Annotated in this window: 21 protein-coding genes; 11 read left to right on the top strand and 10 right to left on the bottom strand. The window is 71.5% G+C overall.

Going from position 1 to position 22750, the window contains the following annotated elements:
- The first annotated feature begins 153 nt into the window (after positions 1–153).
- Positions 154–849: a hypothetical protein gene (locus SANBI_RS09530; RefSeq protein WP_319154454.1), complete on the top strand. Its 696-nt coding sequence runs from the start codon at positions 154–156 to the stop codon at positions 847–849.
- Here the strand turns inward: SANBI_RS09530 and SANBI_RS09525 are convergent.
- Positions 815–2008 carry an SGNH/GDSL hydrolase family protein gene (locus SANBI_RS09525; RefSeq protein WP_319154452.1) on the bottom strand — a complete coding sequence of 398 codons (1194 nt, stop codon included), beginning with the start codon at positions 2006–2008 and terminating at the stop codon, positions 815–817. The genes SANBI_RS09530 and SANBI_RS09525 overlap by 35 nt on opposite strands.
- A 78-nt stretch (positions 2009–2086) precedes the next feature.
- The gene (locus SANBI_RS09520) at positions 2087–2656 is read right to left on the bottom strand and encodes a TetR-like C-terminal domain-containing protein (protein ID WP_319154449.1); all 570 of its coding nucleotides are present in this window, start codon (positions 2654–2656) and stop codon (positions 2087–2089) included.
- 309 nt (positions 2657–2965) lie between these two features.
- On the opposite strand from SANBI_RS09520, the gene SANBI_RS09515 reads away from it, so the two are divergent.
- Positions 2966–3571: a hypothetical protein gene (locus SANBI_RS09515; RefSeq protein WP_319154447.1), complete on the top strand. Its 606-nt coding sequence runs from the start codon at positions 2966–2968 to the stop codon at positions 3569–3571.
- 244 nt (positions 3572–3815) lie between these two features.
- The gene (locus tag SANBI_RS09510; RefSeq protein ID WP_319154444.1) at positions 3816–4712 is read left to right on the top strand and encodes an NmrA family NAD(P)-binding protein; all 897 of its coding nucleotides are present in this window, start codon (positions 3816–3818) and stop codon (positions 4710–4712) included.
- A gap of 61 nt (positions 4713–4773) precedes the next feature.
- Here SANBI_RS09510 and SANBI_RS09505 read toward each other — a convergent pair whose 3' ends face one another.
- A complete protein-coding gene (locus SANBI_RS09505) occupies positions 4774–5007 on the bottom strand; it encodes a hypothetical protein (protein WP_319154442.1) in 234 nt (77 codons plus the stop codon).
- Positions 5008–5097: 90 nt separating this feature from the next.
- Here SANBI_RS09505 and SANBI_RS09500 point away from each other — a divergent pair, with 90 nt between their 5' ends.
- Positions 5098–5685: a TetR/AcrR family transcriptional regulator gene (locus tag SANBI_RS09500; protein ID WP_319154440.1), complete on the top strand. Its 588-nt coding sequence runs from the start codon at positions 5098–5100 to the stop codon at positions 5683–5685.
- A gap of 191 nt (positions 5686–5876) precedes the next feature.
- Positions 5877–6923 carry an NAD(P)-dependent alcohol dehydrogenase gene (locus tag SANBI_RS09495; RefSeq protein ID WP_319154437.1) on the top strand — a complete coding sequence of 349 codons (1047 nt, stop codon included), beginning with the start codon at positions 5877–5879 and terminating at the stop codon, positions 6921–6923.
- 239 nt (positions 6924–7162) lie between these two features.
- Here SANBI_RS09495 and SANBI_RS09490 read toward each other — a convergent pair whose 3' ends face one another.
- Together SANBI_RS09490 and SANBI_RS09485 are read right to left on the bottom strand one after the other, a co-directional pair.
- Complete coding sequence (locus tag SANBI_RS09490; protein WP_319154434.1) at positions 7163–8140, bottom strand: NAD-dependent epimerase/dehydratase family protein; 978 nt, start codon at positions 8138–8140, stop codon at positions 7163–7165.
- 72 nt (positions 8141–8212) lie between these two features.
- Positions 8213–8473 carry a hypothetical protein gene (locus SANBI_RS09485; RefSeq protein WP_319154432.1) on the bottom strand — a complete coding sequence of 87 codons (261 nt, stop codon included), beginning with the start codon at positions 8471–8473 and terminating at the stop codon, positions 8213–8215.
- A 247-nt stretch (positions 8474–8720) separates the two neighbouring features.
- Here SANBI_RS09485 and SANBI_RS09480 point away from each other — a divergent pair, with 247 nt between their 5' ends.
- Positions 8721–9113, top strand: a complete 393-nt coding sequence (locus SANBI_RS09480) for a barstar family protein (RefSeq protein ID WP_319154430.1) — start codon at positions 8721–8723, stop codon at positions 9111–9113.
- Between the two features lie 161 nt (positions 9114–9274).
- Here the strand turns inward: SANBI_RS09480 and SANBI_RS09475 are convergent, their stop codons facing one another.
- Both SANBI_RS09475 and SANBI_RS09470 read right to left on the bottom strand, forming a co-directional pair.
- Positions 9275–10600 (bottom strand): hypothetical protein, encoded by a 1326-nt coding sequence (locus SANBI_RS09475; RefSeq protein WP_319154428.1) that lies wholly within the window; start codon positions 10598–10600, stop codon positions 9275–9277.
- Positions 10601–10761: 161 nt separating this feature from the next.
- Positions 10762–13395: a helix-turn-helix transcriptional regulator gene (locus SANBI_RS09470; RefSeq protein ID WP_319154426.1), complete on the bottom strand. Its 2634-nt coding sequence runs from the start codon at positions 13393–13395 to the stop codon at positions 10762–10764.
- A 234-nt stretch (positions 13396–13629) separates the two neighbouring features.
- Between SANBI_RS09470 and SANBI_RS09465 the strand changes: the two genes are divergently transcribed.
- From SANBI_RS09465 to SANBI_RS09455, 3 genes are all read left to right on the top strand, one after another.
- Positions 13630–14127, top strand: coding sequence for a Fur family transcriptional regulator (locus tag SANBI_RS09465; protein ID WP_319154423.1), 498 nt, complete (start codon positions 13630–13632; stop codon positions 14125–14127).
- A complete protein-coding gene (locus SANBI_RS09460; RefSeq protein ID WP_319154421.1) occupies positions 14124–15785 on the top strand; it encodes a catalase in 1662 nt (553 codons plus the stop codon). Before SANBI_RS09465 ends, SANBI_RS09460 begins: the two co-directional genes overlap by 4 nt.
- Before the next feature lie 125 nt (positions 15786–15910).
- Positions 15911–16900: a TIGR03557 family F420-dependent LLM class oxidoreductase gene (locus SANBI_RS09455; RefSeq protein WP_319154418.1), complete on the top strand. Its 990-nt coding sequence runs from the start codon at positions 15911–15913 to the stop codon at positions 16898–16900.
- A gap of 54 nt (positions 16901–16954) precedes the next feature.
- On the opposite strand, the gene SANBI_RS09450 is transcribed toward SANBI_RS09455, so the two are convergent.
- From SANBI_RS09450 to SANBI_RS09440, 3 genes are all read right to left on the bottom strand, one after another.
- Positions 16955–17440, bottom strand: a complete 486-nt coding sequence (locus SANBI_RS09450; RefSeq protein WP_319154416.1) for a GNAT family N-acetyltransferase — start codon at positions 17438–17440, stop codon at positions 16955–16957.
- A gap of 99 nt (positions 17441–17539) precedes the next feature.
- Complete coding sequence (locus tag SANBI_RS09445; protein WP_319154414.1) at positions 17540–18196, bottom strand: hypothetical protein; 657 nt, start codon at positions 18194–18196, stop codon at positions 17540–17542.
- Positions 18197–18430: 234 nt separating this feature from the next.
- Positions 18431–19813 carry a multicopper oxidase family protein gene (locus SANBI_RS09440; protein WP_319154412.1) on the bottom strand — a complete coding sequence of 461 codons (1383 nt, stop codon included), beginning with the start codon at positions 19811–19813 and terminating at the stop codon, positions 18431–18433.
- Between the two features lie 340 nt (positions 19814–20153).
- Here SANBI_RS09440 and SANBI_RS09435 point away from each other — a divergent pair, with 340 nt between their 5' ends.
- Positions 20154–21578, top strand: a complete 1425-nt coding sequence (locus tag SANBI_RS09435) for a YihY/virulence factor BrkB family protein (RefSeq protein ID WP_319154409.1) — start codon at positions 20154–20156, stop codon at positions 21576–21578.
- 9 nt (positions 21579–21587) lie between these two features.
- A complete protein-coding gene (locus SANBI_RS09430; protein WP_319154406.1) occupies positions 21588–22517 on the top strand; it encodes a hypothetical protein in 930 nt (309 codons plus the stop codon).
- Positions 22518–22750 lie beyond the last annotated feature (233 nt).

The raw sequence follows: 22750 nt of genomic DNA, 5'->3' as shown, positions 1-22750 counted from the left end.
CGATGCTCGAGCTGGAGATGACCTGAGACACGAGGCGCGTCGACCGGAGACGGTCGGCGCGCCTCGTGCGTCCTGGTCGGTCGCGGTGGGCTGCCCGGTGGACGCGGTGGGCTGCCCGGCAGGGCGTCGGCTCACCGCCCTAGGATGCTGCGCATGACGTCGAGCGAAGCCGCCGGACCCCTCCAGGTCGTGACCTACGACGGGCTGCCCGCAGCATCCGGGGGAGCGCACGCCCTCCGGGTGAAGCGCCCCACGAGCGCCGAGGAGCGGGTGGAGCGGTTCCTCGACGCGTGCACGCAGCCTGGAGGACCACCGACCTGGTCCTTCCAGGTCTCGACCGCTGGTGACGCAGCCCCGACCGACAGGCTCAGGGCCTTCGCGGCCGAGCGTCTCGGCGGACCGCGCCACCGCTCCCAGACGCACACGGAGTGGGCCGTCCGCAGCGACACGGTCGACGAGGTCCTCGCCGAGCTGGTCGACGTCGGTCCGCAGACCACGCGGTACCGCGCACCGCTCGCCGTGCTCACGCACTCGCTCCCGGTCACCCTCGTCGACCCGAGCACCGGCGAGCCCTGGGCCGAGATCGCCCCGGGGTTCTTCGGCGGCTTCGCGGTCGACGGCTACGGACGCCTCCTGGGTGCCTCAGGGGTCCGCGCGACGTACGGCACCTCGGGCTCGACGCTCTCGCTCTGGCTGAACCTTCCCGCAGACGAGCGCCTCGCCCCGGCCGCCCGTCACGTCCAGGAGCACGTCCCTGTCACGCTCTCGACCAAGCACTGGCGGCGCTGGCAGCCGACCCGGTCGGGTGACGGGTTCAGGTCGAGCAGGATCCCGGCGCCGCTCGCCTGAGGCTGAGCCTCAGCCCACTCTCGACAAACCTCTCGCCCATCGTCTGGTGCGTCGCCGCGTCGGGGTGGAGGTTGTCGGGCAGGGGGTGCTCGACAGCATCGGCCTCGGAGTAGAGCTCGCGGCCGTCGAGGTAGTGCAGGTTCGGGTCGTGGGCCTGGCGCTCGTGGACGATCCGCGCGAGCTCGTCGCGGATGACGGAGAGCGTGAGCCGACCGGTGGGGGCCTCGGTGGCCTCGGCCGGGTCACCTGTCGCCGCGAAGGCCATCCGTCCCTCGGCGAGGGCTGCGACGTCGAAGGCACCGGGACCTGGGGTGGTCTCGTGGATCGCGCAGTAGATCGGCGAGATCACGAGCAGCGGGGTCGTCGGGTGGCCGTCGCGGATGGTGTCGAGGTACCCGTGGACGGCTGGACCGTAGGCACGGCGCCGCATCAGGTCGGAGTTGACGAGGTTGATGCCGAGCTTGAGGCTGATCAGGTCGGCGGGGGTGTCGCGGACGGTGCGAGCGACGAAGGGGTCGAGGAGCGCACTGCCCCCGAAGCCGAGGTTCACGAGGTCGACACCGGCACGACGGGCCGCGACGACGGGCCAGATGCCCGTGGGGTGCGTGGCGTTGGAGCCGTGGCTGATCGAGCTGCCGTGGTGCACCCAGACCGGACGCTCGGTCGGGGTCGGCTCGACAGGGGCATCCGCCCGGAGGTCGAGGAGCTCGAGGGTCTCGCTGTGCGGGAGCCACAGCTCGACGTCCTTGGCGGTGCTCGGCAGGCCGTCGAACCGCGCCGTGAAGGCCGGACCGTCGTCGACGCTCGGGGTGCCGGTGGTCATGTCGACGGTGACCGTCGTGCCCCCCGACGTGGTCGCCTGCGCGACGACCTCGCCGTCGACGGCCAGCTCGACGACCCCGTCGGGGCGCCCGGGCAGACCTGCGTAGACGGTGCGCGTCCTCATCAGGTCGAGCTCGACCACGGTCGCCGCGGTGCGCACGGCGATCCTGACCCCCGAGGCCTGCGCCTCGACCATCGCGAGCTGCGGGTCGGCGCACTGCGCCCGCGCCCAGGCCGGCAGACGGTGGATGCGCACGCCGCGGCCTGTCGGCTCGAGCTCGGCGGCGCCGCAGACCACGTCCTGGGTCAGCGGGATGGAGGTGAGGGCGGAGGTCATGCTGTGCTCGTCTCTGCTGGTGCTGGTGCTGGTGCTGGTGCTGGTGCGTGTGCTGATGGGGTGCGGCGGGCCGACGGGTCAGCGCGTCGGCCAGTCGGAGAGCAGGGCGTCGAGGGCGTCGATGATCTGCTCCCAGCTCTCGCCGGGGGCCGGCGAGCTGTGGTCGAAGCTGCCGCCCGCTTCAAGGGTGATGAACCCCCGGATCGTGCTGCCGAGCAGCCGGGTGGCGTGCACGTGCACGGCTCCGTCGAGCGCGTAGCCGCGCAGCACGGCCTCGATGAGGCGCGCGTGCCGTGGGCCCGCGCTCGCCCGGGCGGTCTCGGGGGACAGCGGGACGACTGTTGCTGCGAAGCGTCCGGGGTGCTCGCGGGCGTAGTCGCGGAAGGCGTCGGCCAGGCCGGCGAGGGCGTCGCGACGCGTGCGTCCGAGGACGGCTGCCTCGGCACGGTCGGCGAGCTCGGCGAGGGCGAGCAGCGACACGCTCTCGCGCAGCGCGGGGGTCCCGGCCACGTGCGAGTACAGGCTCGCGGTCTGCACGCCGACGCGCCGCGCGACCTCGGCGGCCGTCACGTGCTCGAAGCCGGCCTCGTCGGCCAGCTCGGCGGCGGCCTCGGCGAGGCGAGCCGGGGTGATGCCTGCGCGTGCCATGGCGGTCCTCTCGCTGATCTCTTGTCCTACAGACCATAGCATCGAACCTAATGGCTGTAGGTAACGAGGGGCGCGAAGCCGTGTGGGTATCCGCGAGAGACGAGGGAGGGCGGCTCCGGGACGCCTCGGTGCTGGCGGCCGAGAGCTTCGCTAGTCTGCTCCGATGAGCATCTCGACGACGCCCGGTCGTGCTGTCGGCCTGGGCGGTCCCACCTGCGGCGGGCGGTCTCGACGTCTCCGTCGGCCAGCCGTCCGGGCCCTGGTTAACACGACCACACCCGCCCCCGAGCCGTCCCCGACCAGGCCCTCATGAGTCAGCGCTCGACGCTCCACCAGCTGGTCCTGTTCCTCACGGCCGCCGACGAAGACCGGCTCGCCGAGGAGCTGTTGTCCCGCGTCCCTGAGCTGCGGTTCGTCGACACCGCCGACCAGGAGTCGACCCCGCGCCCACGGTTCCGCACCACGCTCCGGGAGTGCACAGGGCGGCACGTGACGATCGTCGACACGCGCATCGTCTCCGAGGACAGGTTCCACGAGGACTACGTGGTGCCCAACCCCTCCGGGAGGTACTGGGTCTACGCCATGGTCGGCAGCGGCCTGGCGAACCTCCTGCGGTGCGTCCCCACGGAGGGAGGGCTGCTCAACGGCGAGCTGCGCGCCTCGGTGCCCACAGGGGACACCGAGACGGCTGCTGTCGTCGACGAGATCTTCCGCGCAGCGCGTGCCGGAGGGACGAGGGTCGTGCCTGTCGACGTCGAGACGGGCCAGTTCGGGAGCCGCAGCGACCGGAAGATCCTCGCCTGGCCCGACGCGGCGGGACGCTTCGACGGCGGTCCGTCGGGTGTGCTCGTGAACAGCGCGACGGCATGGTTCGTCGCGAGGCGCAGCCGACGTCAGGGTGGCGCAGCTAGCTGAGGGCAGCTCGGAGCAGCCGCGAGCGGAGATCTTCTGGGGCGACGACGTGCCGACCCGTCGCGGGCGTCCACGTGCGGTAGCCCTCGTGGGAAGGCACACTCGGCTACGGGGGCCCGAGAGCTCGGGACGCATCCGTCGCTCCGAGCAACGGTGCTCGAGTGGTGCGCGACCTGTCCGAAGCCGGCGATCTGACCAGCGTGGCCCCGCGCCTGCCCCCGCCCCCACCACAGAACGAGGCCCCCTCATGTCCAGCACAGTCCTCGTCGCCGGGGCGACAGGCGACCTCGGATGCCGGATCGTCCGCGAGCTCCTCGGCCTCGACGCCCGGGTCCGCGTCCTGACCCGCCCAGGCAGCAGCGCCGCGGACGACCTCTTCGGCGGGGACGAGCGTGTCGAGGTCGTCGCCGCGGCCTACTCCGACCACGCGGCCCTGACCGCAGCTCTCGCCGGTGCCGACGTGGTCGTCTCCGCCGTCAGCGGCACCCGCCCGGTGATCGTCGACGCCCAGCGGGCCCTGCTGCGTGCTGCCGTCGCCGCCGGAGTCCCGAGGTTCGTCCCCTCGGACTACTCGGCCGACTACAGGCGGATCTCGCTGGGCAGCAACCGCAACTTCGAGCTGCGGCGCGAGCTCGCCGCGGAGGTCGACGCCGCGCCGGTCCGGGCGACGTCTGTCCTCAACGGCATGTTCGCCGAGCTGCTGCTCGACGAGGCGCCGATGATCCTCTTCGGACGGCGACGCGTGCTCTTCTGGTCCTCGGCCGACCAGGTCCTCGACTTCACCACGAAGGACGACGTGGCGCGCGCGACAGCGCTCACGGCCCTCGACGACGACGCTCCGCGGGTCGTCGAGATCGCCGGGTCCAGCATCTCGGCGAGAGACCTCGCGCAGACGCTGTCCGAGCTGACGGGGACACCTTTCCGGCTGCAGTGGGCCGGGACCACGCGGACGCTGTCGGCGATGGCCGCCGTGGGGCGGCGGCTGTCGAGGGGTCCCGAGGAGACCTTCCCGGCCTGGCAGGGGATGCAGTACTTCGTGAGCATGTTCAGCGGCGAGGCACAGCTGAGGCACGTCGACAACGACCGCTTCGGCCCGCACCACTGGACGACGGTCCGCGACGTCCTCGCGGCGCACCTCGCCTGATCGACCGTGCTGCCCGCCGGTCCTGGACAGTCGTCCGGCTGACGCGGGTGCGGGCGCAGAGTCATCTGTCCCGGACGCGACGCTGCAGCATCGTCAAGACCCTGATCAGCCGGGGGACTGCCAGACCGACGGCGAGCGGGACGACCACGGCGGTGAGCACGGCTGCCCGGAGCACGGGGTGCCACGCTTGTGCCAGCGGCGTCATGGCGATCTGGCCCAGGGCGACGAGGGGGAAGATGACCAGCCACGTGGCGAGGATGCGCACGGGCAGGCTGGGACGGGTGATCTGAGGCATGGGGGCTCCAAGTCCAACTACATGGTTGGATAGAAGATATGCCGCGACAGACCAGATGGCAACTGTCTGGTTGGCACGTAGCATGGCCGGATGGTCAGAGATTCAGGACGCACAAAACGGCTCCTCCTCGACGCGGCGACTACGGAGTTCGCCCAGCACGGGCTCGCCGGTGCCCGGGTGGACCGGGTCGCGGCGACGGCAGGGGTCAACAAGGAGCGCATCTACCAGTACTACGGCAGCAAGGACACGCTCTTCGGTGCGGTCCTCGAGCACCACCTGGCCGCGGTCATGGACGCCGTGCCCCTCGAGGGAGAGGGCCCGGAGGCCATCCTCGACTACGCAGGCAGGGTCTTCGACCACCACGCGGCGAACCAGACGCTGGCTCGGCTGACCTTCTGGGAGGGGCTCGAGCGGGAGTCGCACGTCGCCGAGGCTGCTCGACGTGAGCACTCCGAGCGCAAGGTCGACGCTGTCGTGCGCGCGTACCCGGCGCTCGGACGCGAGGGCGCTCAAGATCTGCTGCTCACCGTCGTGACGCTGTGCAACGCCTGGCCTGTGCTCCGCGGGACCGACACCCTCTTCGGCTCAGCCTCGGAGGACCCCGCACGGACGGCGCGGCGCCGGCGTGCTGTGATCGCTGCAGTGCAGGGCACGCTCGACGACGTCGACGTCAGCTGAGCCGGAGCCCCCTCCACGGGGCCTGGGGGAGTGGCGAGCAGCACGGGACGGTCCGAGGGGGTTCGGACAGTACCCCCTTCCCCGGTGGCGGACCGGGGGCTCGGCACTGCACGATGGACGCAGGTTCGACGACGCGGCCCAGTCCCGTCGGCCCGGACCACCCCCCACCTCATCACCCGGATGGAGCACCCATGCCCACCACAGTCTCCGCTTACGCAGCGACGGCCCCCGACCAGCCGCTCGAGCTCACCACCATCGAGCGCCGCGACGTCGGCCCCCTCGACGTCCGCATCGACATCAAGTTCGCCGGCATCTGCCACTCCGACATCCACACCGCCCGCGGCGAGTGGGGCGGCGTCCAGTACCCGATCGTCGTCGGCCACGAGATCGCCGGCGTGGTCGCCGAGGTCGGCTCTGACGTCACCAAGCACAAGGTCGGCGACCGTGTCGGCGTCGGCTGCATGGTCAACTCCTGCGGCGAGTGCGTGCAGTGCCAGAAGGGCCTCGAGCAGTACTGCCTCGAGGGCAACATCGGCACCTACGCCGGGACCGACGTCGACGGTACGCCCACCCAGGGCGGGTACTCGCAGCAGATCGTCGTCACCGAGAAGTTCGTGCTGAGCATCCCGGACGGCCTCGAGCTCGACGTCGCCGCGCCGCTGCTCTGCGCCGGCATCACCACCTACTCGCCCCTGCACCACTGGGGTGCGGGCCCGGGCGTCAAGGTCGCGGTCGTCGGCATGGGCGGGCTCGGCCACATGGCCGTCAAGCTCGCGCACGCCCTCGGCGCGGACGTCACCGTGCTCTCGCAGTCGCTCAAGAAGCAGGAAGACGGCCTGCGCCTCGGTGCCGACCGCTACTTCGCGACGAGCGACCCCGAGACCTTCACCGAGCTCGCGAGCTCCTTCGACCTCATCATCAACACCGTGAGCGCCGAGATCGACCTCAACGCCTACCTCGGCCTCCTCGCCGTGGACGGCACGATGGTCAACGTGGGTGCCCCGCCCACCCCGCTGCCCGTCCAGGTGTTCTCGCTCATCCCGTCCCGCCGCTCCTTCGCAGGCTCGGCCATCGGGTCGATCGGCGAGACCCAGGAGATGCTCGACTTCTGCGCCGAGCACGGTATCGGTGCCGAGATCGAGGTCATCCCGGCCGACAAGGTCAACGAGGCCTGGGAGCGTGTGCTCGCCTCGGACGTGCGCTACAGGTTCGTCATCGACACGTCGACGCTGGCCTGAGGCCTGCTCGAGCTGTCAGCACGGTGCGCGGTGCGCGCCGTGTGCACGCCAGCGAGGCCCGGGACGCGTCCAGCGTCCCGGGCCTCGCCCGTGCCGGGCACAGTGTCGATACCCGGTCGAGACAGGCACCGTGTCGTCATAGCTGGGCCGGGCTCGCCCGTGCCGGGGTCGGACGGGTCTGGCGTGAACCGATCGGCGTGGGTGCCGTCTCGTCGATGAGCAGCCGTCGGACGGGGAGCTCAGCGACCCATCCTCGACGGGTGCTCCGCGAGGAGCGCCGCCTCGTCACGCAGCGTCAGGCCTGACCGACGCTCGCGGTCGAGCCCGCGGTGCCGCTCGTCGTCCAGCACACGCCGGATCGTCTCCTGGAGCGGGCGGACGTCGCCGCCGCTCGCCGTGTAGGCACGGTTGCTGCGCTGGGAGAAGCCGGAGTCCTCGACGGGGATCCACAGCGGCAGCGACCGGGGCCCTGCCCACCACCGGACGTCGCGGTCGAGCAGCCAGGCGTCGTCGGCCTCGACGATGTCGCTGGTGGACCCGGTGACAGCCTGCGCCTGCACCACGAAGTCGTCGAAGGTGTGCGTGTCCCCGATAGCGTTGATCGTCCCTGTCGTCCCAGCAGCACCCGCACGGACGACCCAGGCGGCGAGGTCAGCCACGTCGATCACCTGGACGAACCGTCCGGCGGCGGTCGGTGCGAGGACAGGTCCGCCGTGGGCCAGGCGCGCGGGCCAGTAGCCGAAGCGGTCGCTCGGGTCGCCAGGTCCGACGATCAGACCAGGGCGGGCGACCAGCAGCCTGTCGCCGACGTGCTCGGCAGTCGCACGTTCTGCGGCCACCTTGGCCTGCCCGTAGTCGGTCAGGTCGACAGGGTCGACCACGGCGGCCGACTCGTCTGCGCCGGGCTCGTCGTTCGTCGCGTACACCGAGACCGTCGAGACGAGCGTCCAGTGCCGCGCTCGTCCGGCCAGCGCCTCGAGCGCGGGCACGACGAGCCCGAGGTCGTGGGAGAGCTCTACGACGTCGTCCCACTCGCCCGTGAGCGCGTCGTACGCGCCGGGCGCGGTGCGGTCCGCAGCGACGAGCCGCACGCCCGCAGGGACCGTCCCGGACTCTCCGCGCGCCAGGCAGACCACCTCGGCGCCGTCGGCGAGGGCCGCCCGGGCGATCTCGTGGCCGAGCCAGGCTGTCCCACCGAGGACGAGGATGCGTCGCATGCCTCCAGTAGACAGGACGCGTTCAGGCCTGAGGCAGAGATCTGCTCACAGCAGACGGCGCACCGGGTGCGGTCACCATCTGTACGGCTCGGCCACGGAGGGCCCCGGCGTGGCGGTCTGGGCGCGTCGCGCCTGCTCGTGGGCGCGCTCGCGTCGTCGTCGGGCGAGCAGTCCCGTGACGACAGCCTCGAGCATGTGCCCGCCGACCACGAAGACCAGCAGAGCCGTCAGGCGCGGCCAGCCTGCGACGTGCACCACGATCTCGGCGACGCCGATGAGCGTGAGCATGACGACCAGCGACCGGACTGTCTCTCGGACAGGTGGACGGGGCATGGACCTCGGCTCCTTCGGCGGGGGACGTGTCGATCCGACGGACGCTAGCACGCTGGTCTGCTGGGGGAGAGATGAGTGCTGGGCCTCGTGGCGGTCCAGCGTGCTGCCGCTCGGGCGCTGACGTGACGTGACCGGGCGGGCGGGTGCACACCGTGGCACGATCGCTCAGCGGTCGGGCCGGCACCGGTAGCCGCGAAGACGACTGGCGTCGCAGGCAGACGTCGACGACGAGAGGACACCTGACCAGATGACGACGACCCTGACGATCGACGGATCGGCGGTCCACGACATCCCGTCGCTCTACGCCGAGCTGAACCGCGTGCTCATGCCGGACGAGGACTGGACGCTGGGGGAGAGCCTCGACGCTCTCGACGACCTGCTGTACGGCGGGTTCGGGGTCCTCGACGGCTCCGCGCCCGTGAGCGTCTGCTGGCAGGACCACGACCGGGCGCGTGACGCGCTCGGCCTCGAGACCACCCTCGCCTACTACCAGGCGAAGCTGGCACGGCCGGAGGTGTACTCGGTCTCGGTGGCGGAGTCCGCGATCGCGGCCCTGCGTGCAGGCACGGGGCCGACGTACTTCGAGCTGGTCCTCCAGGTGTTCGAGAGCCACCCGAACATCGACCTGACTCTCCTCTGAGCCCAGCGTGGCCTCGCCCGGAGCGGTGTGCAGGCGGAGGGACGCAGCGGCACCTCACCGAGCGGGGTGGACTCATCAGAGAGCACAGAGCAGGGCGTCGCGTCCTGACCTCGGGAAGGTCAGGACGCGACGCCGTGAGGGGCGGTCGGCTGCGGTGCGGCCTACCGCTGCTTCGTCTTGCTGGCCAGGGCCATCAGCCCGCCGCCGATACCGAGAGCTGCTGCTGCGGCGAGGAGCGACTTCGCCCCGGCCCCGAGGCCGGTGACGGCGAGAGCTCCAGGCGTAGCGGTCTCTGCCTCGGTCGCAGCCGTGGTGGTCGTGTCACCTGCAGGAACGCTCTCGCCCGCAGTGCTGAGCGGGAGCTCCACGACGGGGAGTGTGCTCTCCGGCACCTCGGTCGGTGCGTCAGGTCCGGCAGGGGTCACTGGCTCTGCGGGGGTCTGCGGCTGGTCCGGCACGTCAGGGGTGTCTGGCGTGCTTGGCGTGCCGGGCTCGTCAGGCTGGTCGGGCACGTCGGGGTCTTCCGGCACGTCTGGCACGTCCGGCTCGTCGGGGTCTGGCACGTCAGGCTGGTCGGGCTCGTCGGGGTCCGGGACGACAGGCTCGTCGGGGTCGGTCGAGCCGGGGACGCAGAACTTCCAGTCTTTCTCGTCGACGCCACCCCGGCCGGAGTTGTCCTCGCCGAAGTGGTAATTGAACCCGTTGGACTCGGTCCAGGAGATGCACATCCCGGGCTGCAGGTTGAAGTACGACCACGGGATGAAGGTCTGGCCGATGAGCTCGCGGTGGCTGTCGATGCTGACGTTGTCCGCGCCCGGCACGTTGATGTTCACGTAGCCGTTGGCGGGGATCGGGTCGCGGAAGTGCAGCCCGTCCTCAGCCCACCAGAACGGCCTGTCGTAGCCGTCCTCCTGGTAGCCAGGAGCCACGACCAGACGCGGGGTGACGTCGGCCTGCTCCGCCACCTCGCCGTCCTCCGACTCCGAGGCAGGCTCCACGGGTGCCGTCACAACCTCAGCCGGGTCTGCCGAGCCTGCCAGCTCGTCGCCTCCTGCCAGCTCCTCGAGGTCGCTCGCGACTCCGGTCGCGTCGTCGACGGCCTCGTCGGTCGTCGTGCTCTCGTCGGTGACGACCGCTCCAGGGGTGGTCTCGGTACCGGTTCCCTCCTCGGTGGTGTCTTCTGCGACGTCGGCGCCGGAGACGCCCACCTCGGTGCTCGGCCCAGAGCCGGTCTCGGTCTCTTCTGCGGGGGCCTCGTCGACGGCCGGGCTGCTGGCGTCAGGTGTGCCGGTGTCCGTCGTGCTCGACGCGGTCGAGCCGACGCCGACGGCTGTCACGTCGTCAGGTGCTGCGGGCGTGATCGGGACGACGTCGGTCGCGGTCGTCGGTGCCGGGTCCGGGACGTCTGCGTCGAGCGGCTGTCCCGCTGCGGGGACTGTGGCGAGCAGCAGCGCCAAGGCTGCGGCCGTCACTGTCGGCGTGGTCATGGTCTCCTCCTCGGGTGTCGGGTGGTGCGCTGGATCAGCGACACCTCCATGACACCTCGGAGAGGACTGTGCTCAGGCGGTCTGCGAGCAGCAGTGAGCCTCGGCCAGAGCACCGTTGAGCACATCCCGGCGCACGGTGAGCACCCGTCTGAGGACAGCCGTCAGAGCAGCGCGGCGACCTCGTTGCGCGACCGGATGCCGAGCTTGCGGAAGATCCTGTAGACGTGGTTGTCGACGGTCCGCTCGCTCACCACGAGCCTGTCGGCGACCTCCCGGTTGCTCAGCCCCTCGGCCACCAGACGGGCCACCTCGAGCTCGCGCCCCGTGAGGCTCAGGGCGGGTGCCAGAGACGGGACGACCAGGCTGAGCTCTTCGCCGGCCTGCTCGACCGCCGCACGCAGCCGAGCGCGTTCTTCGGTCGCCCGGGCGGTGGGACCCTCGCGGCTCAGCAGGGTGACGGCTCGGGCGTGGGCGGAGGTCGCGTGGAGCACCAGGCCGTGCGAGCGGAGGTCGGCGGCGGCGACCAGCAGACCGTCGGGGGCGCCGTCTGCGGCAGCACGCAGATACCTGCCGAGGGCCGGCAGCACGGCTCCCTGCGAGGTCAGGGTGAGGTCGGCGAGAGCCGTCGCACGTTCCTCGTCGACCCACAGGTCGACCAGAGTCGTCCCGTCGGTCACCGCCGCGAGCACGGCTCCACGCTCGACCAGTGCCGCGACGTCGTCCCAGGCCTCGCGGGTCGCCTGGCGTGGGTCTGCTCCTGTCGCGACGTCGAGGGCGGCCCGGCGAGATCCGGGCCGGGCCGCCGGGGTGAACATCGCGGCGAGGTCCATCTCCTCGAGGCGGGCGAGCGAGGACCTCGCGCTCGCGAGATTCCCCTCGAGGAGCGCGAGCGAGACCGAGAGCGACAGCAGACCAGCCCGGGTGGTCGTGCGCAGCGGAGCCGGCGACCCGAGTGCGAAGAGGCTCGTCAGGTGCTCGCGCAGCGTCGTGAGGCGGCCTGCCACGTAGAGACCGAGGGCGACGACGTAGCCGTGAGGCTCGATCTCACCCTGGGCGAGGGTGCCCCGAGCCTCGCCCAGAGACCGCATGGCGCTCCGGGTCGCGGTGTCGATGTCTCCGGAGAGCAGGACAGCCTGGTCGACGAGGGAGATGGCGTCGTGCCGCGGTGCGTGCGCGGGCAGCACACCGCCGACGAGCTCTGCGTGGGCGTCGACCGGCAGCCCGCGGGCGAGCAGGACCTCGCCGCGCACGAGCCTGACGAGGGCGTTGGTCGGACGGCCGGTGTCGTCGGGCAGGTCGGCGGGAGGTGGCAGGGGCGCCGGAGCCGGAGCAGTCGCCTCGGCTGGAGCGGGCGCCTGGGGGTCTCCGGTGGTGAGCCGAAGGTGCTGGCGGACGGCGTCGGAGGTCGCGCGGACCCGGGGGTCGTCGTCCGCGTCGAGCTCGGCGAGGCGCGCGTACGCCCCGGACACGTCGTGGAGCACGTGGGCCCGGTAGACCGCGTGCCAGGCCACCACGAACCCTCGGTGCTCGTGGGCTGCCGGGCGGAGCCTGCGCAGGGCCACGCCGACGGCGTCCTCGATCACGTCCACCTCCGCATGGCTGGCGAGCAGGGCGTCGAGGTAGAGCACGGTGCTGTGGACCGTGGGGTCGCGCTCCCAGGTGTCGTGAGCGACCAGCAGGTGCGCGGACGCCCTGTCCTCGAGCCGCCGGCCGAGGATCGCTGCCGACTCGGGGGAGCTCGACCAGGAGGGCGTGGTCCGCGGTCGACGTCGCGATCCCAGCTCCCGTGCTGAGCCCGCGAAGGTCTCGCTGATCGTCTCGGCGACCCGTAGACCGCGGGCGTCCTGGGCGAGGTGGAGAAGGTGCTCGGTGAGCATGGGAGGGAAGAGAGCCACGAGGACCTCACCGTCGTCCTCGACCATCCGCAGGAGACCGTGGTCGTCGAGGGTCTCCACGACGGACCACGGCACGAGGCGGCGGACCTCGGCCGTGGGTGCTGGTCCCACGGCCGCGAGCGTCCGGAGCCCGTCACGGGCAGAGTCGTCGAGGCCGGCGAGCAGGCGGTCGACGACCACGGCCCACCCGGGCGTCCACGACCAGTGCTCCGCCCCGGGATGCCTGCCGGGCTCGGCGAGGTCCGCGGAGCGCCGTGCTTCCCGGGCGATCGCCCGGGTCAGACCGGGCATCCCGCCGGAGAGCGCGTAGAGACGTCCGGCGGTGTCGGGGTCGACGTCGGCGCGCAAGATCTCTGTCACGGTGCGGTGCAGCTCGTCGAAGGGGAGCGCAGGCATGTTCAGGACCGTCGAGTCAGGACCCGCCAGGAGACGGGCGACCGAGGCGCCCGAGGCAGGCGGGCGTGCTGAGGCGAGCACCCGTGCGCCTGTGCGAGCCACGACAGTCGCGACGACCGACGCCGAGGCGTCGTCGAGCAGGTCGGCGTCGTCGACGACCACCAGGACGCGTCGGTCGGCGGACGACCGCCGGGCTCCTCCAGCAGCGACGGTGACGCCCTCGAGCGCGGCAGCGAGCGCACCCAGCGTGCCCGTGGGGCCCGTCGTGAGACCTGCGAGCACGAGCGCCTCGAGCGGGCGCTCACCAGCGCCGCCGCTGTCTCCGGTTCCGGTGCCGCGCAGCGTCACGACGGTCCAGCCGTCGTCATCGGCCTCGGCCTGGGCACCTGCCAGCACCGTGCTGCGGCCCGATCCGGGCAACCCGACGAGCAGCACCGACGTCCCCGAGGCGAGGGTCTGCAGGACCGTGCGCACGAAGGTCGGGCGAGGCGTGAGAGCGTTCATCTGCCCACACTAGGGACCCGTACGCCCGCTTGCCTCTCCCCACGGCCGGCGTCTGCTCTGCCGCCCCGGCTGGCGACCGGCTCCCGACCGGCTGGCGACCCGACGTCGCCTGGATGCCGACCCGACGTCGCTCGGCTGGCGACCGGACGCCGCCAAGGCACTGACCGGGTGCTCGAGACCTCGTCCACAGGCCCGCCCGGGCGTGCCCAGGGGACGCGTGCCACGATCGGGAGCGTGACTGCCACCGTCGAGCGCCTGCGCTCCGTGGGCCTGCGGGTCACGAGCCCGCGGGTCGCCGTGCTGGACGTCCTGGGCGAGGCCCGGGCCGAGGCTGACCACCATCTCGCCGCGGCGACCGTCGCCGAGCGGGCACGAGCCAGGCTCGGCTCGCTCTCGACCCAGACCGTCTACGACTGCCTCGATGTGCTCGTCAGGTCGGGCCTCGCCCGCCGGATCGAGCCCGCGGGCATGGCGGCGCTCTACGAGGCCCGGGCTGACGACAACCACCACCACGCCGTGTGCCGAGGCTGCGGGGTGACCGTCGACGTGGAGTGCGTCGAGGGGACTGCCCCGTGCCTCGTCCCGCACCTGCCGCCCGCGGGTGGAGGTCCGACGGGTGGCGGGTTCGTCGTCGACGAGGCCGAGGTCACGTTCTGGGGCTGGTGCGCGCAGTGCGCGACCGGCCGTGGAGAGCACCACACCGAAGCACAGCCAACGAGAGGATCCTCATGACTGACGTCGCGTCGCAGCCCCCGGCACCCGGGGACGACCGCCCCGTGCTGACCACCCGTCAGGGACACCCCGTCTACGACAACCAGAACCAGCGCACCGTCGGCGCCCGTGGTCCGGCGACCCTGGAGAACTACCACTTCCTCGAGAAGATCAGCCACTTCGACCGCGAGCGCATCCCCGAGCGTGTGGTGCACGCCCGCGGTGTCCTCGCCTACGGCACCTTCACGGCTGACGGCACCGTCGGCGACGAGCCGATCTCGAGGTACACCCGGGCACGGTTGTTCCAGGAGCCGGGCAAGAAGACCGACGTCGCCGTCCGGTTCTCGACCGTCGCGGGTGGCCGGGACTCCTCGGAGATGGCGCGCGACCCGCGCGGCTTCGCCGTGAAGTTCTACACCGAGGACGGCAACTGGGACCTGGTGGGCAACAACCTGGGGGTGTTCTTCATCCGGGACGCCGTGAAGTTCCCGGACTTCATCCACTCTCAGAAGCCCGACCCGGTGACCTTCGAGGCGAGCGTCCCCGAGCGTGCCTTCGACTTCTTCAGCCAGACGCCCGAGGCCATGCACATGGTGTCCCTCGTGTTCAGCCCGCGAGGTCTGCCGGCGAGCCTGCGGACGATGCAGGGCTTCGGCGTGAACACCTACAAGTGGGTGAACGAGGCGGGTGAGACCCAGCTGGTCAAGTATCACTGGCTGCCCGCCCAGGGCGTCGCGTCGTACACGGCAGCCGACGGTGCGGTGATCCAGGGGAAGACCCTCGGCGCGCACACCAAGGACCTCTACGACTCGATCGAGGCGGGGGACCACCCGTCGTGGGAGCTGCACGTGCAGCTCATGGACGACCACGACCACCCCGAGCTCGACTTCGACCCCCTCGACGACACGAAGGTGTGGCCGGAGAACATCTTCCCGCTGCGCAAGGTCGGGACGATGACGCTCGACAGGATGCCGGAGAACTTCTTCGCCGAGAACGAGCAGATCTCCTTCGGGACGGGGGTGCTCGTCGACGGGCTCGACTTCTCCGACGACAAGATGCTCGTCGGTCGGACGTTCTCGTACTCCGACACCCAGCGCTACCGCGTGGGTCCGAACTATCTGCAGCTGCCGGTCAACCAGGCGAAGAACGCCGCCGTGGCCACGAACCAGCAGGGCGGCCAGATGCAGTACGCGGTCGACGCCAACGGCGCCAACCCCCACGTGAACTACGAGCCGTCGATCACCGGCGGGCTGCGCGAGGGGCAGGCTCCCACGCACGACGAGCAGGGCCCGGAGATCGTGGGCCGGCTGACCCGGGCGCGGATCCCGCGGACCGACGACTACACGCAGGCGGGCGAGCGGTACCAGCTGTCGGAGCAGTGGGAGAAGGACGACCTGGTGACCAACCTCGTCGACGCGCTGTCCCAGTGCCGCCGGGAGATCCAGGAGCGGATGGTCTGGCACTTCTTCCTGTGCGACGACGAGTGGGGCCAGCGGGTCGGTGACGGTCTGGGGATCTCCGCGGACGACGTGCGAGGCCTCGAGCCGTTGCAGAGCCAGACCCTCACCGAGGCCGAGCTCGAGCGGGCCGCGAACCTGGGCAAGAACGGGCCACGCGACGTGACCGGGCTGGTCATGACGCACTGCGTGCCCAACGAGCACGTGGTCGTCGCCGGCTGACGCTGCCGGTCTCAGCGACGACACCGCCGCTCTGACGGCGGCCCTCGGCTCTCCGCCGGGGGCCGTCGTCGTGCGTCCCCAGCGCCCGAGGTGCGGGAGGCAGGGTGCGGTCGCAGGATCGGAGCATGACGAGATTCGGCTACACCCTCATGACAGAGCAGTCCGGTCCGAAGGCACTCGTGGACTACGCGGTGGCGGGGGAGCGGGTCGGCTTCGACTTCGAGGTCTCCTCCGACCACTACTTCCCGTGGTTGACGAGCCAAGGGCACGCCTCGTACGCGTGGACGATGCTCGGCGCCGTCGCCCACGCGACCGAGCGCGTGGACCTCATGACCTACGTGACCTGCCCGACCGTGCGCTACCACCCGGCCGTCGTCGCGCAGAAGGCCGCGACGATGGGGATCCTCTCCGACGGCAGGTTCACCCTCGGGCTGGGCTCGGGCGAGAACCTGAACGAGCACGTGGTCGGGCGCGGGTGGCCCGCGGTCGACGAGCGTCACAGCATGCTCGTCGAGGCCGTCGAGATCATCACCGAGCTGTTCTCGGGCGACCTGCTGTCCTACCGTGGCGAGCACTTCCAGGTGGACTCCGCGAAGCTCTGGGACCTGCCCGACCTGCCCGTCGAGATCGGTGTGGCTGTCTCAGGCAAGCAGTCTGTCGAGACCTTCGCGCCGCTCGTCGACCACCTGGTCGCGACCGAGCCGAAGGCCGAGCTGGTGAGCGCCTGGGACGCGGCGCGCACAGAGGCCGACAGGCCGGGGTCGCGCAAGATCGGCCAGATCCCCATCTGCTGGGACACCGACGTCGACCGAGCCGTCGCGCGGGCGCACGACCAGTTCCGCTGGTCCGGGCTCGGGTGGCCTGTCAACGCGAACCTGCCCACGACCGAGGGCTTCGCCAGCGCCACGTCCTTCGTCCGGCCCGGGGACGTCGCGGAGTCGGTCCCGTGCGGTCCGGACCTCGACGCGATCGTCGAGGCCGTCTCGGCCTACTGGGAGGCGGGGTTCACCGACATCGCTCTCGTGCAGGTGGGTGACGAGGGCCAGCAGGAGTTCCTGGACACTGCGGCCGGGCCGCTGCTGGAGAAGCTGCGCGCGGCGGCGCCGAAGGGCTGAGCCTCCTGGAGGGCTGGAGGGCTGGAGGGCTGGAGGGCTGGGCGTCTGGTCAGGCTAGAGCTCGCCGAGTGGGCGCTCGACGAGCACGAGGCCGCCCCGGCGCTCGACCTCGAGGAAGCCGTTGGCGGCCAGGACACGCCTCGAGGCGAGGTTGTCCGCCTCGGTGTCCGCGGCGGCCACGGTCGCCCCGGCGTCCCGGGCCATCCGCAGCGCCAGCCCTACGGCCTGCTTCGCGAGCCCGGCGCCTCGGGCGCCCGGCACGAGGCCGTACCCGAGCTCGACCCGGCCGTTCGAGTCCGGGGGCCCGAAGAATCCCAGCCCGCCGACGGCCAGACCGTCTGAAGACCGCCGCACGAGGTACATCGTGAAGACCGGGTGCGGGGCGGTCGACCGGGCGAGCGAGCGCAGCGGGTCGAGCTCGTCGACGAAGGGGTACTCGGGGTGCCAGTCGTCGCCCGGGATCTCGGTGCGGTCGACGATGCGCTGCGCGAGCGCCGGCGAGATCGGTTCGAGGGTCACGCGAGGGTGGTCATGAGTCATCGGACGAGCATCGCACGGGTCGGGTCGGGTCGGGTCGGGTCGGGTCGGGTCGGGTCGGGTCGGGTCGGGTCGGGTCGGTTCGACTCACGACACGTCACCTCATCGCCGGGCGTAGCCGTCGGCCAGGAGGTGCGGTTCGACGTCTGTCGTCTGCTCGCCTGTCGACGCGGCAGTCGCCGTCAGGCTCCAGACGAGCAGCAGCGGGAGCGAGGAGGCGGCAGCAGCCGTGAGCCCGGCGGACAAGGTCAGGCAGCCGACCCCGGACAGGACCAGACTGACCACCGCGAGGCAGCTGACGACAGTGAGCGTGTGGCCTCGGTGCACCGCCCCCCGCCAGACCGATGCCACCAGAGCGGCCAGGACGAGCATCTTCGCTCCGTCGACGCGGCTGAGCATCTCCCACAGCGCGACGCCGCCGGCGCGGTGCGGGTCCAGGGCGAGGGCGACCTCACCGGCCAGCTGGTCGATCGAGAGCACGGCGGCGATCGAGGCGAGGGCCACGGTCGTGCGCCGCGTCCGGCCCGAGCCCAGCGCGAGCCCGAGGAGGACGAGCAGGATGCCTGCCGCTCCGTGCACGAGAACGGAGGACGCGACGGCCCGGCGGTGGCCAGAGAACGCCTGACCTGCGCCACTCAGGCTGGCCTCCGTCCCGAGGTCCGGGCCGGCGACGACCAGCCCGAGCACCCAGCACGCGACGAAGGCCGTCGCGACGGCCCACCGCGCGCCCGCTGTCAGGGACCGCGATTCCGAGGTCATGGGCGTGACGCTAGCCGTCCCGGGTGAACAGCAGGGGACGTTCCGGGGAGAGCAGGACGACGTCCTGTCGCCAGGACCGAGGTGGTCGCTCGGGTTCTCGGGATCGAGGGCCCTTCGACGATCGCTGCGGGCGAGCACCTCATGTCCGAGCGCGCACTCCTCGAAGGGCCTGCTCGACGTGACGACCAGCGACAGCCCAGCCTGTCGGGCGGCACCGAGGGTGGGCCGCCGAGACTAGGCCACGTCGATGGTGGTCATCATGCCGCCGTCCTCGTGGTCGAGGATGTGGCAGTGGGCCATCCAGGTACCGGGCTCGTCGAAGGTGATCGCCACGTCGACATACATCCCAGCAGGGATGGACACCGTGTCCTTCCAGACCTCCTCAGCCACGGGGGAACCACTCTCGGTCAGGAGGCGGAAATGGGTCCCGTGGATGTGCATGGGGTGGTCGAGCTGGTAGACGTCGCTGTTGCGGAACCGCATCACGTAGGTCGTGCCGAGCTCGAGGTCGAAGGTCTCGGCGTCGGGGAAGGTCTCGCCGTTGATGGTCCACGCGACCCCGGCGCTGCCCATCGTGCTCGACAGCGTCATCTCCACGTCCGGGGTCCGGGTGAGGAGCTCGGGGTCGAGCGGCGTGGGCTCGGGTGCCACGAAGGGTGACGCGGCGGCCGTCGCGTCGGCGGCCGTGTACCTCACCGGGATGACCATCCCGTCGTCACGCTCGTTGGTGATGGTGACCGTCTCGTCCTCGCCACCGGTCGGGGCGAGCTCGACGTCGTAGCGCCCACCGGGCGCGATGGCCAGCTCTCGGGTCGTGTAGGGCTCGACCAGGGGCGCGCCGTCGGTGTGGGTGACGCGCACGCCGACCGGGAAGCTCATCTGCTGCGTCCTGGCGGTCGAGGCGTTGATGAGCCGGAGCTTGGCGATCTCCCCACCGGTGATCTCGATCGGGTCGATGTCGTCGCCGGTGCGCCCGTTGACGGTGTCGACCTCGCCGACGGCCTCCGTGCGGCCCGTGGCGCCGGCCACCATCCAGTCGTCCAGCACGAGGACCTGGTCCAGGTCGTACGAGGCATCGATCGGGTCTCGGACGATGATGGGTGCGTACATCCCCTCGTCGACCTGGTCACGCACGGGCCGTTCGTGGGAGTGGTACCAGTACGTGCCCGGGCTCGTGGCGGTGAACTCGTAGTCGTGGGACGCCCCGGGCTCGATGCGGATCCCCGGACCGTCCTGGTCGTTGGGCACGTTCATGCCGTGCCAGTGGATGTTGGTCGGGGTATCTGTGGCGTTGCTCGCGGTCAGTCGTACGGTGTCCCCGGCGTCGACCACGATCGGACGACCCGCCCCGTAGACGGCATCGTCCCCGGCGACCGTGTACAGGTACCGGTCCAGCGCCCCGCCGCCGAGGTTCATGGTGGTCTGCGTGATGTCCAGTGCCATGTCGCTCACCGAGGGGGTCTCGGTGATGTCGTACACGTCGACGACGGGCAGGTCGCCGGTCGCGGGAGGTTGCCCCTGGGAGGTGTCGTCGCCCGCAGGGCTGCACGCGGAGAGGACTGCGACCAGCACGAGCCCGGAGGCTGCGGCGATCGTCGTGTTCATCGTCGTGTTCATGGGTCGGGCTGCTCCGTCGCTGAGTCGTCTGGGAGCGCGGGGACGGAGCCGGGCAGCGCCCGGCCTGGTCGCACGGCGCTGAAGGGGTGGGGGAGGGCGAGGCCTTGCCCGGTGGCCAGCGCACCTGACAGCCCTCGCCACCAGGCGAAGGACTGGTGACGGCGCGCCGACGATGTCATCCAGGTCACGCTAGCCAGCGAATCCGGGAACAACCCGGGACGAAAGGCTTCGAGGCCTGGGGCGTCGTCGACGCGGATGAGCATCTCGACCTGCGGCGCCGCTGTCCGTCGCGCGGAGCGACCCCTGGTCATGACAGGGTTGACGTCATGGTGCCCGTCCGATGACCCTGCTCGCGCTCGTCGCTGCGGGCTTCGCCTGCGCTGTCGCGACCCGCCTGTGGTTCCCGGCGCGCCTGCTGCTCAGCACGGCCGCCACGACCATCTCCTGCCTGGCCGTGACCGTCGTCGTCGGTCTGGTCGTCAACGGGTTCGTAGACAACGCCGCGGGCGCTGTCGCCGCGGTCGTGGTCGGCCCCGCAGCGGGGCTGTGGGTCACGCACGTCGCGGCGCAGGCCGTCGCCGCGGGACGGGAGAGGCGCCGTCGCCGCGGTCCGAGCGACCGGCGGCCGATCCTGCAACGCGTCGAGGACTTCGCCGAGCGCCACTCCGTCTCCGTGGGCCGCTACAACGTGCCGTTGCTCGTGGTGCGGTGCGCCCGGCGGATCGCCGACGTCCGCGTCACAGGCCTCGCAGCAGAGATGACGTACTACGCGCTCATCTCGATCTTGCCGCTCGTCACAGCCTTCGGGGCGGCGCTCGGCTCGCTCGAGAGATTTGTCGGTGCCGAGCGGGTCGAGCAGATCCAGTCCTCGGTCGTCGACCAGGTGGTGCGGGTCTTCGACCACCAGATCGGTGCCGAGGTGCTCGCCCCGCTCGTCGAGGGGCTGCTCGGGCAGGAACGGGCGGGCATCGCGATCGGCGGCACTCTCGTCGCGCTGTGGCTGGCGAGCCGCATGTTCCGCGCGGCCATCCGCTCGCTCGACGACGCGTACACGGTCGAGGAGCGCCGGAGCTTCTTCCAGCAGGTGCTGCTCGGGCTGGCCCTGGCCCTCGGCGCGGTGCTGACCCTCGTGGTGCTGCTGAGCATGCTCGTGGTCGGGCCGCTGCTCGGTGGCGGGGAGGAGATCGCGGACCTCTTCGGGCTGGGCGCGGTGTTCACGTCGGTGTGGGAGCTGGTCCGCTGGCCCGCCGTGGTGGTCCTCGCCGGGGGGTTCCTCACGCTGCTCTACAGGTACGGTCCCAACGTGGCGACCACCTGGCGGCGCTGCCTGCCAGGCGCGGTGCTCGGCACCGTGGGTCTGCTGGTCGTCGCCCTGGGGTTCCAGGTCTACCTCGGTGCCGCGGGCTCGAGCGTCCCGGGCGAGGACGCCGCGACCCAGACCGTGGCGATCGCCGCGCAGACCATCGGCGCGATCCTCGCCGCCGTCCTGTGGTTGTGGGTGAGCAGCATCGTCATCCTCGCCGGTGGTGTGCTCAACGCCGAGGTGCAGCGCATGCAGGGCGTCGAGGTCGTGCCGTCGGGAGCAGACGAGGCCCGGTCGACGGACGAGGCCCGGTCGACGGGCGACGCCCGATCAGCCGACGCGGCCCGGTCGACGGATGCCGCCCGGTCGACCGGCGAGGCACCGGCGACGCGCGGCACCGAGACGTCCACCCAGGTCCAGACCTCGGACGACCCCTCGTCGCGTGTCCCCGCCCCTCGCTAGGGTGACCGCATGACACCCCAGGACGCTCACGCCACCTCCGGCCAGCGCGGTTGGCTGGCTGCTGACGGGACGAGGGACGAGACCTCCCCGCTCCCCGAGGAGTGGGTGATGGCCGCCTCGGACGCCACGCCGCTGGGCCAGGCGATCGAGGCCTTCATCGCGCTGGACGCCCCGCCCGACGAGGAGCGCGACGCCTTCGTCAGGTCCTTGCGCGTACGAGGAGACATCGGGGCATACGTCACCGAGGTGCCCCGACACCTCGACAGGTTCCCGAACCTCACCGAGCTCTCGCTGGGTGCGGGCGTCGCCCCCACGATCGTCTCGACCATGACCGACGGTGCGATCCCGGACACCGTGACGACGCTCGAGGTCTGGACCGGCGGTGCCCCGACCCGGTGGCCACGCGGGATGGTGCTGCCCTCGGTGCGCAGGCTGCAGACCGACGGCCCGACGACCTTCACGGCTCAGACCTTCCCGAACCTCGAGCACGCCCACCTCGCGCCGACCAAGACGTCCTTCGAGGCCCTGCTCGCCCTGCCGAGGCTCGCCGCCCTGCAGCTGCGGACCGTGCCGCACCCGGCCCCGGAGATCTTCGAGAAGATCGCGCCCCTGCCGCTCGTCGACCTCGGTCTGCTGGGCGGCCGCAAGATCACCGACCTGCGGGGCATCGAGCTGCTGCCTGGCCTGCGCCGGCTCCGGCTGCAGAGCCTGCCGGTCCTCACCTCGATCGCCGCCCTCGAAGGGCTCGAGCACCTCGAGGAGCTGCTGATCCTCTACTGCTCGCGGATCGAGGACATCGAGACCGTCACGAAGATCCCGTCGCTCGGCAGGTTCGACGCCTACGGCTGCACGGGCATCGGGCTCGAGGCCCTCGAGTCGTTCCTCGACGAGCACTCCGCGCACCGCGCGCACCGTCGACCGGAAACGTCGACCGCCTGACCGGAGGGACACCGCAGCTCCCTGCACCTCGTACAGCGCCCCCTGCGCCTCGCGCCCCGCACATCGCACCCAGAACCCCGCACTCCGCACGAGTCTCGGTGCGGTGTCCGCCTCCCTCGCACCCTGAGATCCAGCCCAGACCCATCCACCCTGCTCCAGGCTCCGAACCCCTCGTGACGCTCCTCCCGGGGCGTCCACGAGACCGCACCGAAGGAGCACCTCATGGACATCTG

Origin of the sequence: Sanguibacter biliveldensis, assembly GCF_033798665.1 — a bacterium.
Lineage (GTDB): Bacteria > Actinomycetota > Actinomycetes > Actinomycetales > Cellulomonadaceae > Sanguibacter > Sanguibacter inulinus.
This window is presented reverse-complemented; position numbering and strand designations above follow the sequence as displayed.

Excerpts from the sequence above, each read along its gene's own strand:
- SANBI_RS09520 (WP_319154449.1), bottom strand. The coding sequence starts at position 2,656 with ATGGCACGCGCAGGCATCACCCCGGCTCGCCTCGCCGAGGCCGCCGCC.
- SANBI_RS09475 (WP_319154428.1), bottom strand. The coding sequence starts at position 10,600 with ATGACCACGCCGACAGTGACGGCCGCAGCCTTGGCGCTGCTGCTCGCC.
- SANBI_RS09485 (WP_319154432.1), bottom strand. The coding sequence starts at position 8,473 with ATGCCCCGTCCACCTGTCCGAGAGACAGTCCGGTCGCTGGTCGTCATG.
- SANBI_RS09440 (WP_319154412.1), bottom strand. The coding sequence starts at position 19,813 with ATGAACACGACGATGAACACGACGATCGCCGCAGCCTCCGGGCTCGTG.
- SANBI_RS09430 (WP_319154406.1), top strand. The coding sequence starts at position 21,588 with ATGACACCCCAGGACGCTCACGCCACCTCCGGCCAGCGCGGTTGGCTG.
- SANBI_RS09515 (WP_319154447.1), top strand. The coding sequence starts at position 2,966 with ATGAGTCAGCGCTCGACGCTCCACCAGCTGGTCCTGTTCCTCACGGCC.
- SANBI_RS09470 (WP_319154426.1), bottom strand. The coding sequence starts at position 13,395 with ATGAACGCTCTCACGCCTCGCCCGACCTTCGTGCGCACGGTCCTGCAG.
- SANBI_RS09480 (WP_319154430.1), top strand. The coding sequence starts at position 8,721 with ATGACGACGACCCTGACGATCGACGGATCGGCGGTCCACGACATCCCG.
- SANBI_RS09490 (WP_319154434.1), bottom strand. The coding sequence starts at position 8,140 with ATGCGACGCATCCTCGTCCTCGGTGGGACAGCCTGGCTCGGCCACGAG.
- SANBI_RS09445 (WP_319154414.1), bottom strand. The coding sequence starts at position 18,196 with ATGACCTCGGAATCGCGGTCCCTGACAGCGGGCGCGCGGTGGGCCGTC.
- SANBI_RS09525 (WP_319154452.1), bottom strand. The coding sequence starts at position 2,008 with ATGACCTCCGCCCTCACCTCCATCCCGCTGACCCAGGACGTGGTCTGC.
- SANBI_RS09495 (WP_319154437.1), top strand. The coding sequence starts at position 5,877 with ATGCCCACCACAGTCTCCGCTTACGCAGCGACGGCCCCCGACCAGCCG.
- SANBI_RS09435 (WP_319154409.1), top strand. The coding sequence starts at position 20,154 with ATGACCCTGCTCGCGCTCGTCGCTGCGGGCTTCGCCTGCGCTGTCGCG.
- SANBI_RS09510 (WP_319154444.1), top strand. The coding sequence starts at position 3,816 with ATGTCCAGCACAGTCCTCGTCGCCGGGGCGACAGGCGACCTCGGATGC.
- SANBI_RS09460 (WP_319154421.1), top strand. The coding sequence starts at position 14,124 with ATGACTGACGTCGCGTCGCAGCCCCCGGCACCCGGGGACGACCGCCCC.
- SANBI_RS09505 (WP_319154442.1), bottom strand. The coding sequence starts at position 5,007 with ATGCCTCAGATCACCCGTCCCAGCCTGCCCGTGCGCATCCTCGCCACG.
- SANBI_RS09530 (WP_319154454.1), top strand. The coding sequence starts at position 154 with ATGACGTCGAGCGAAGCCGCCGGACCCCTCCAGGTCGTGACCTACGAC.
- SANBI_RS09500 (WP_319154440.1), top strand. The coding sequence starts at position 5,098 with ATGGTCAGAGATTCAGGACGCACAAAACGGCTCCTCCTCGACGCGGCG.
- SANBI_RS09455 (WP_319154418.1), top strand. The coding sequence starts at position 15,911 with ATGACGAGATTCGGCTACACCCTCATGACAGAGCAGTCCGGTCCGAAG.
- SANBI_RS09450 (WP_319154416.1), bottom strand. The coding sequence starts at position 17,440 with ATGACTCATGACCACCCTCGCGTGACCCTCGAACCGATCTCGCCGGCG.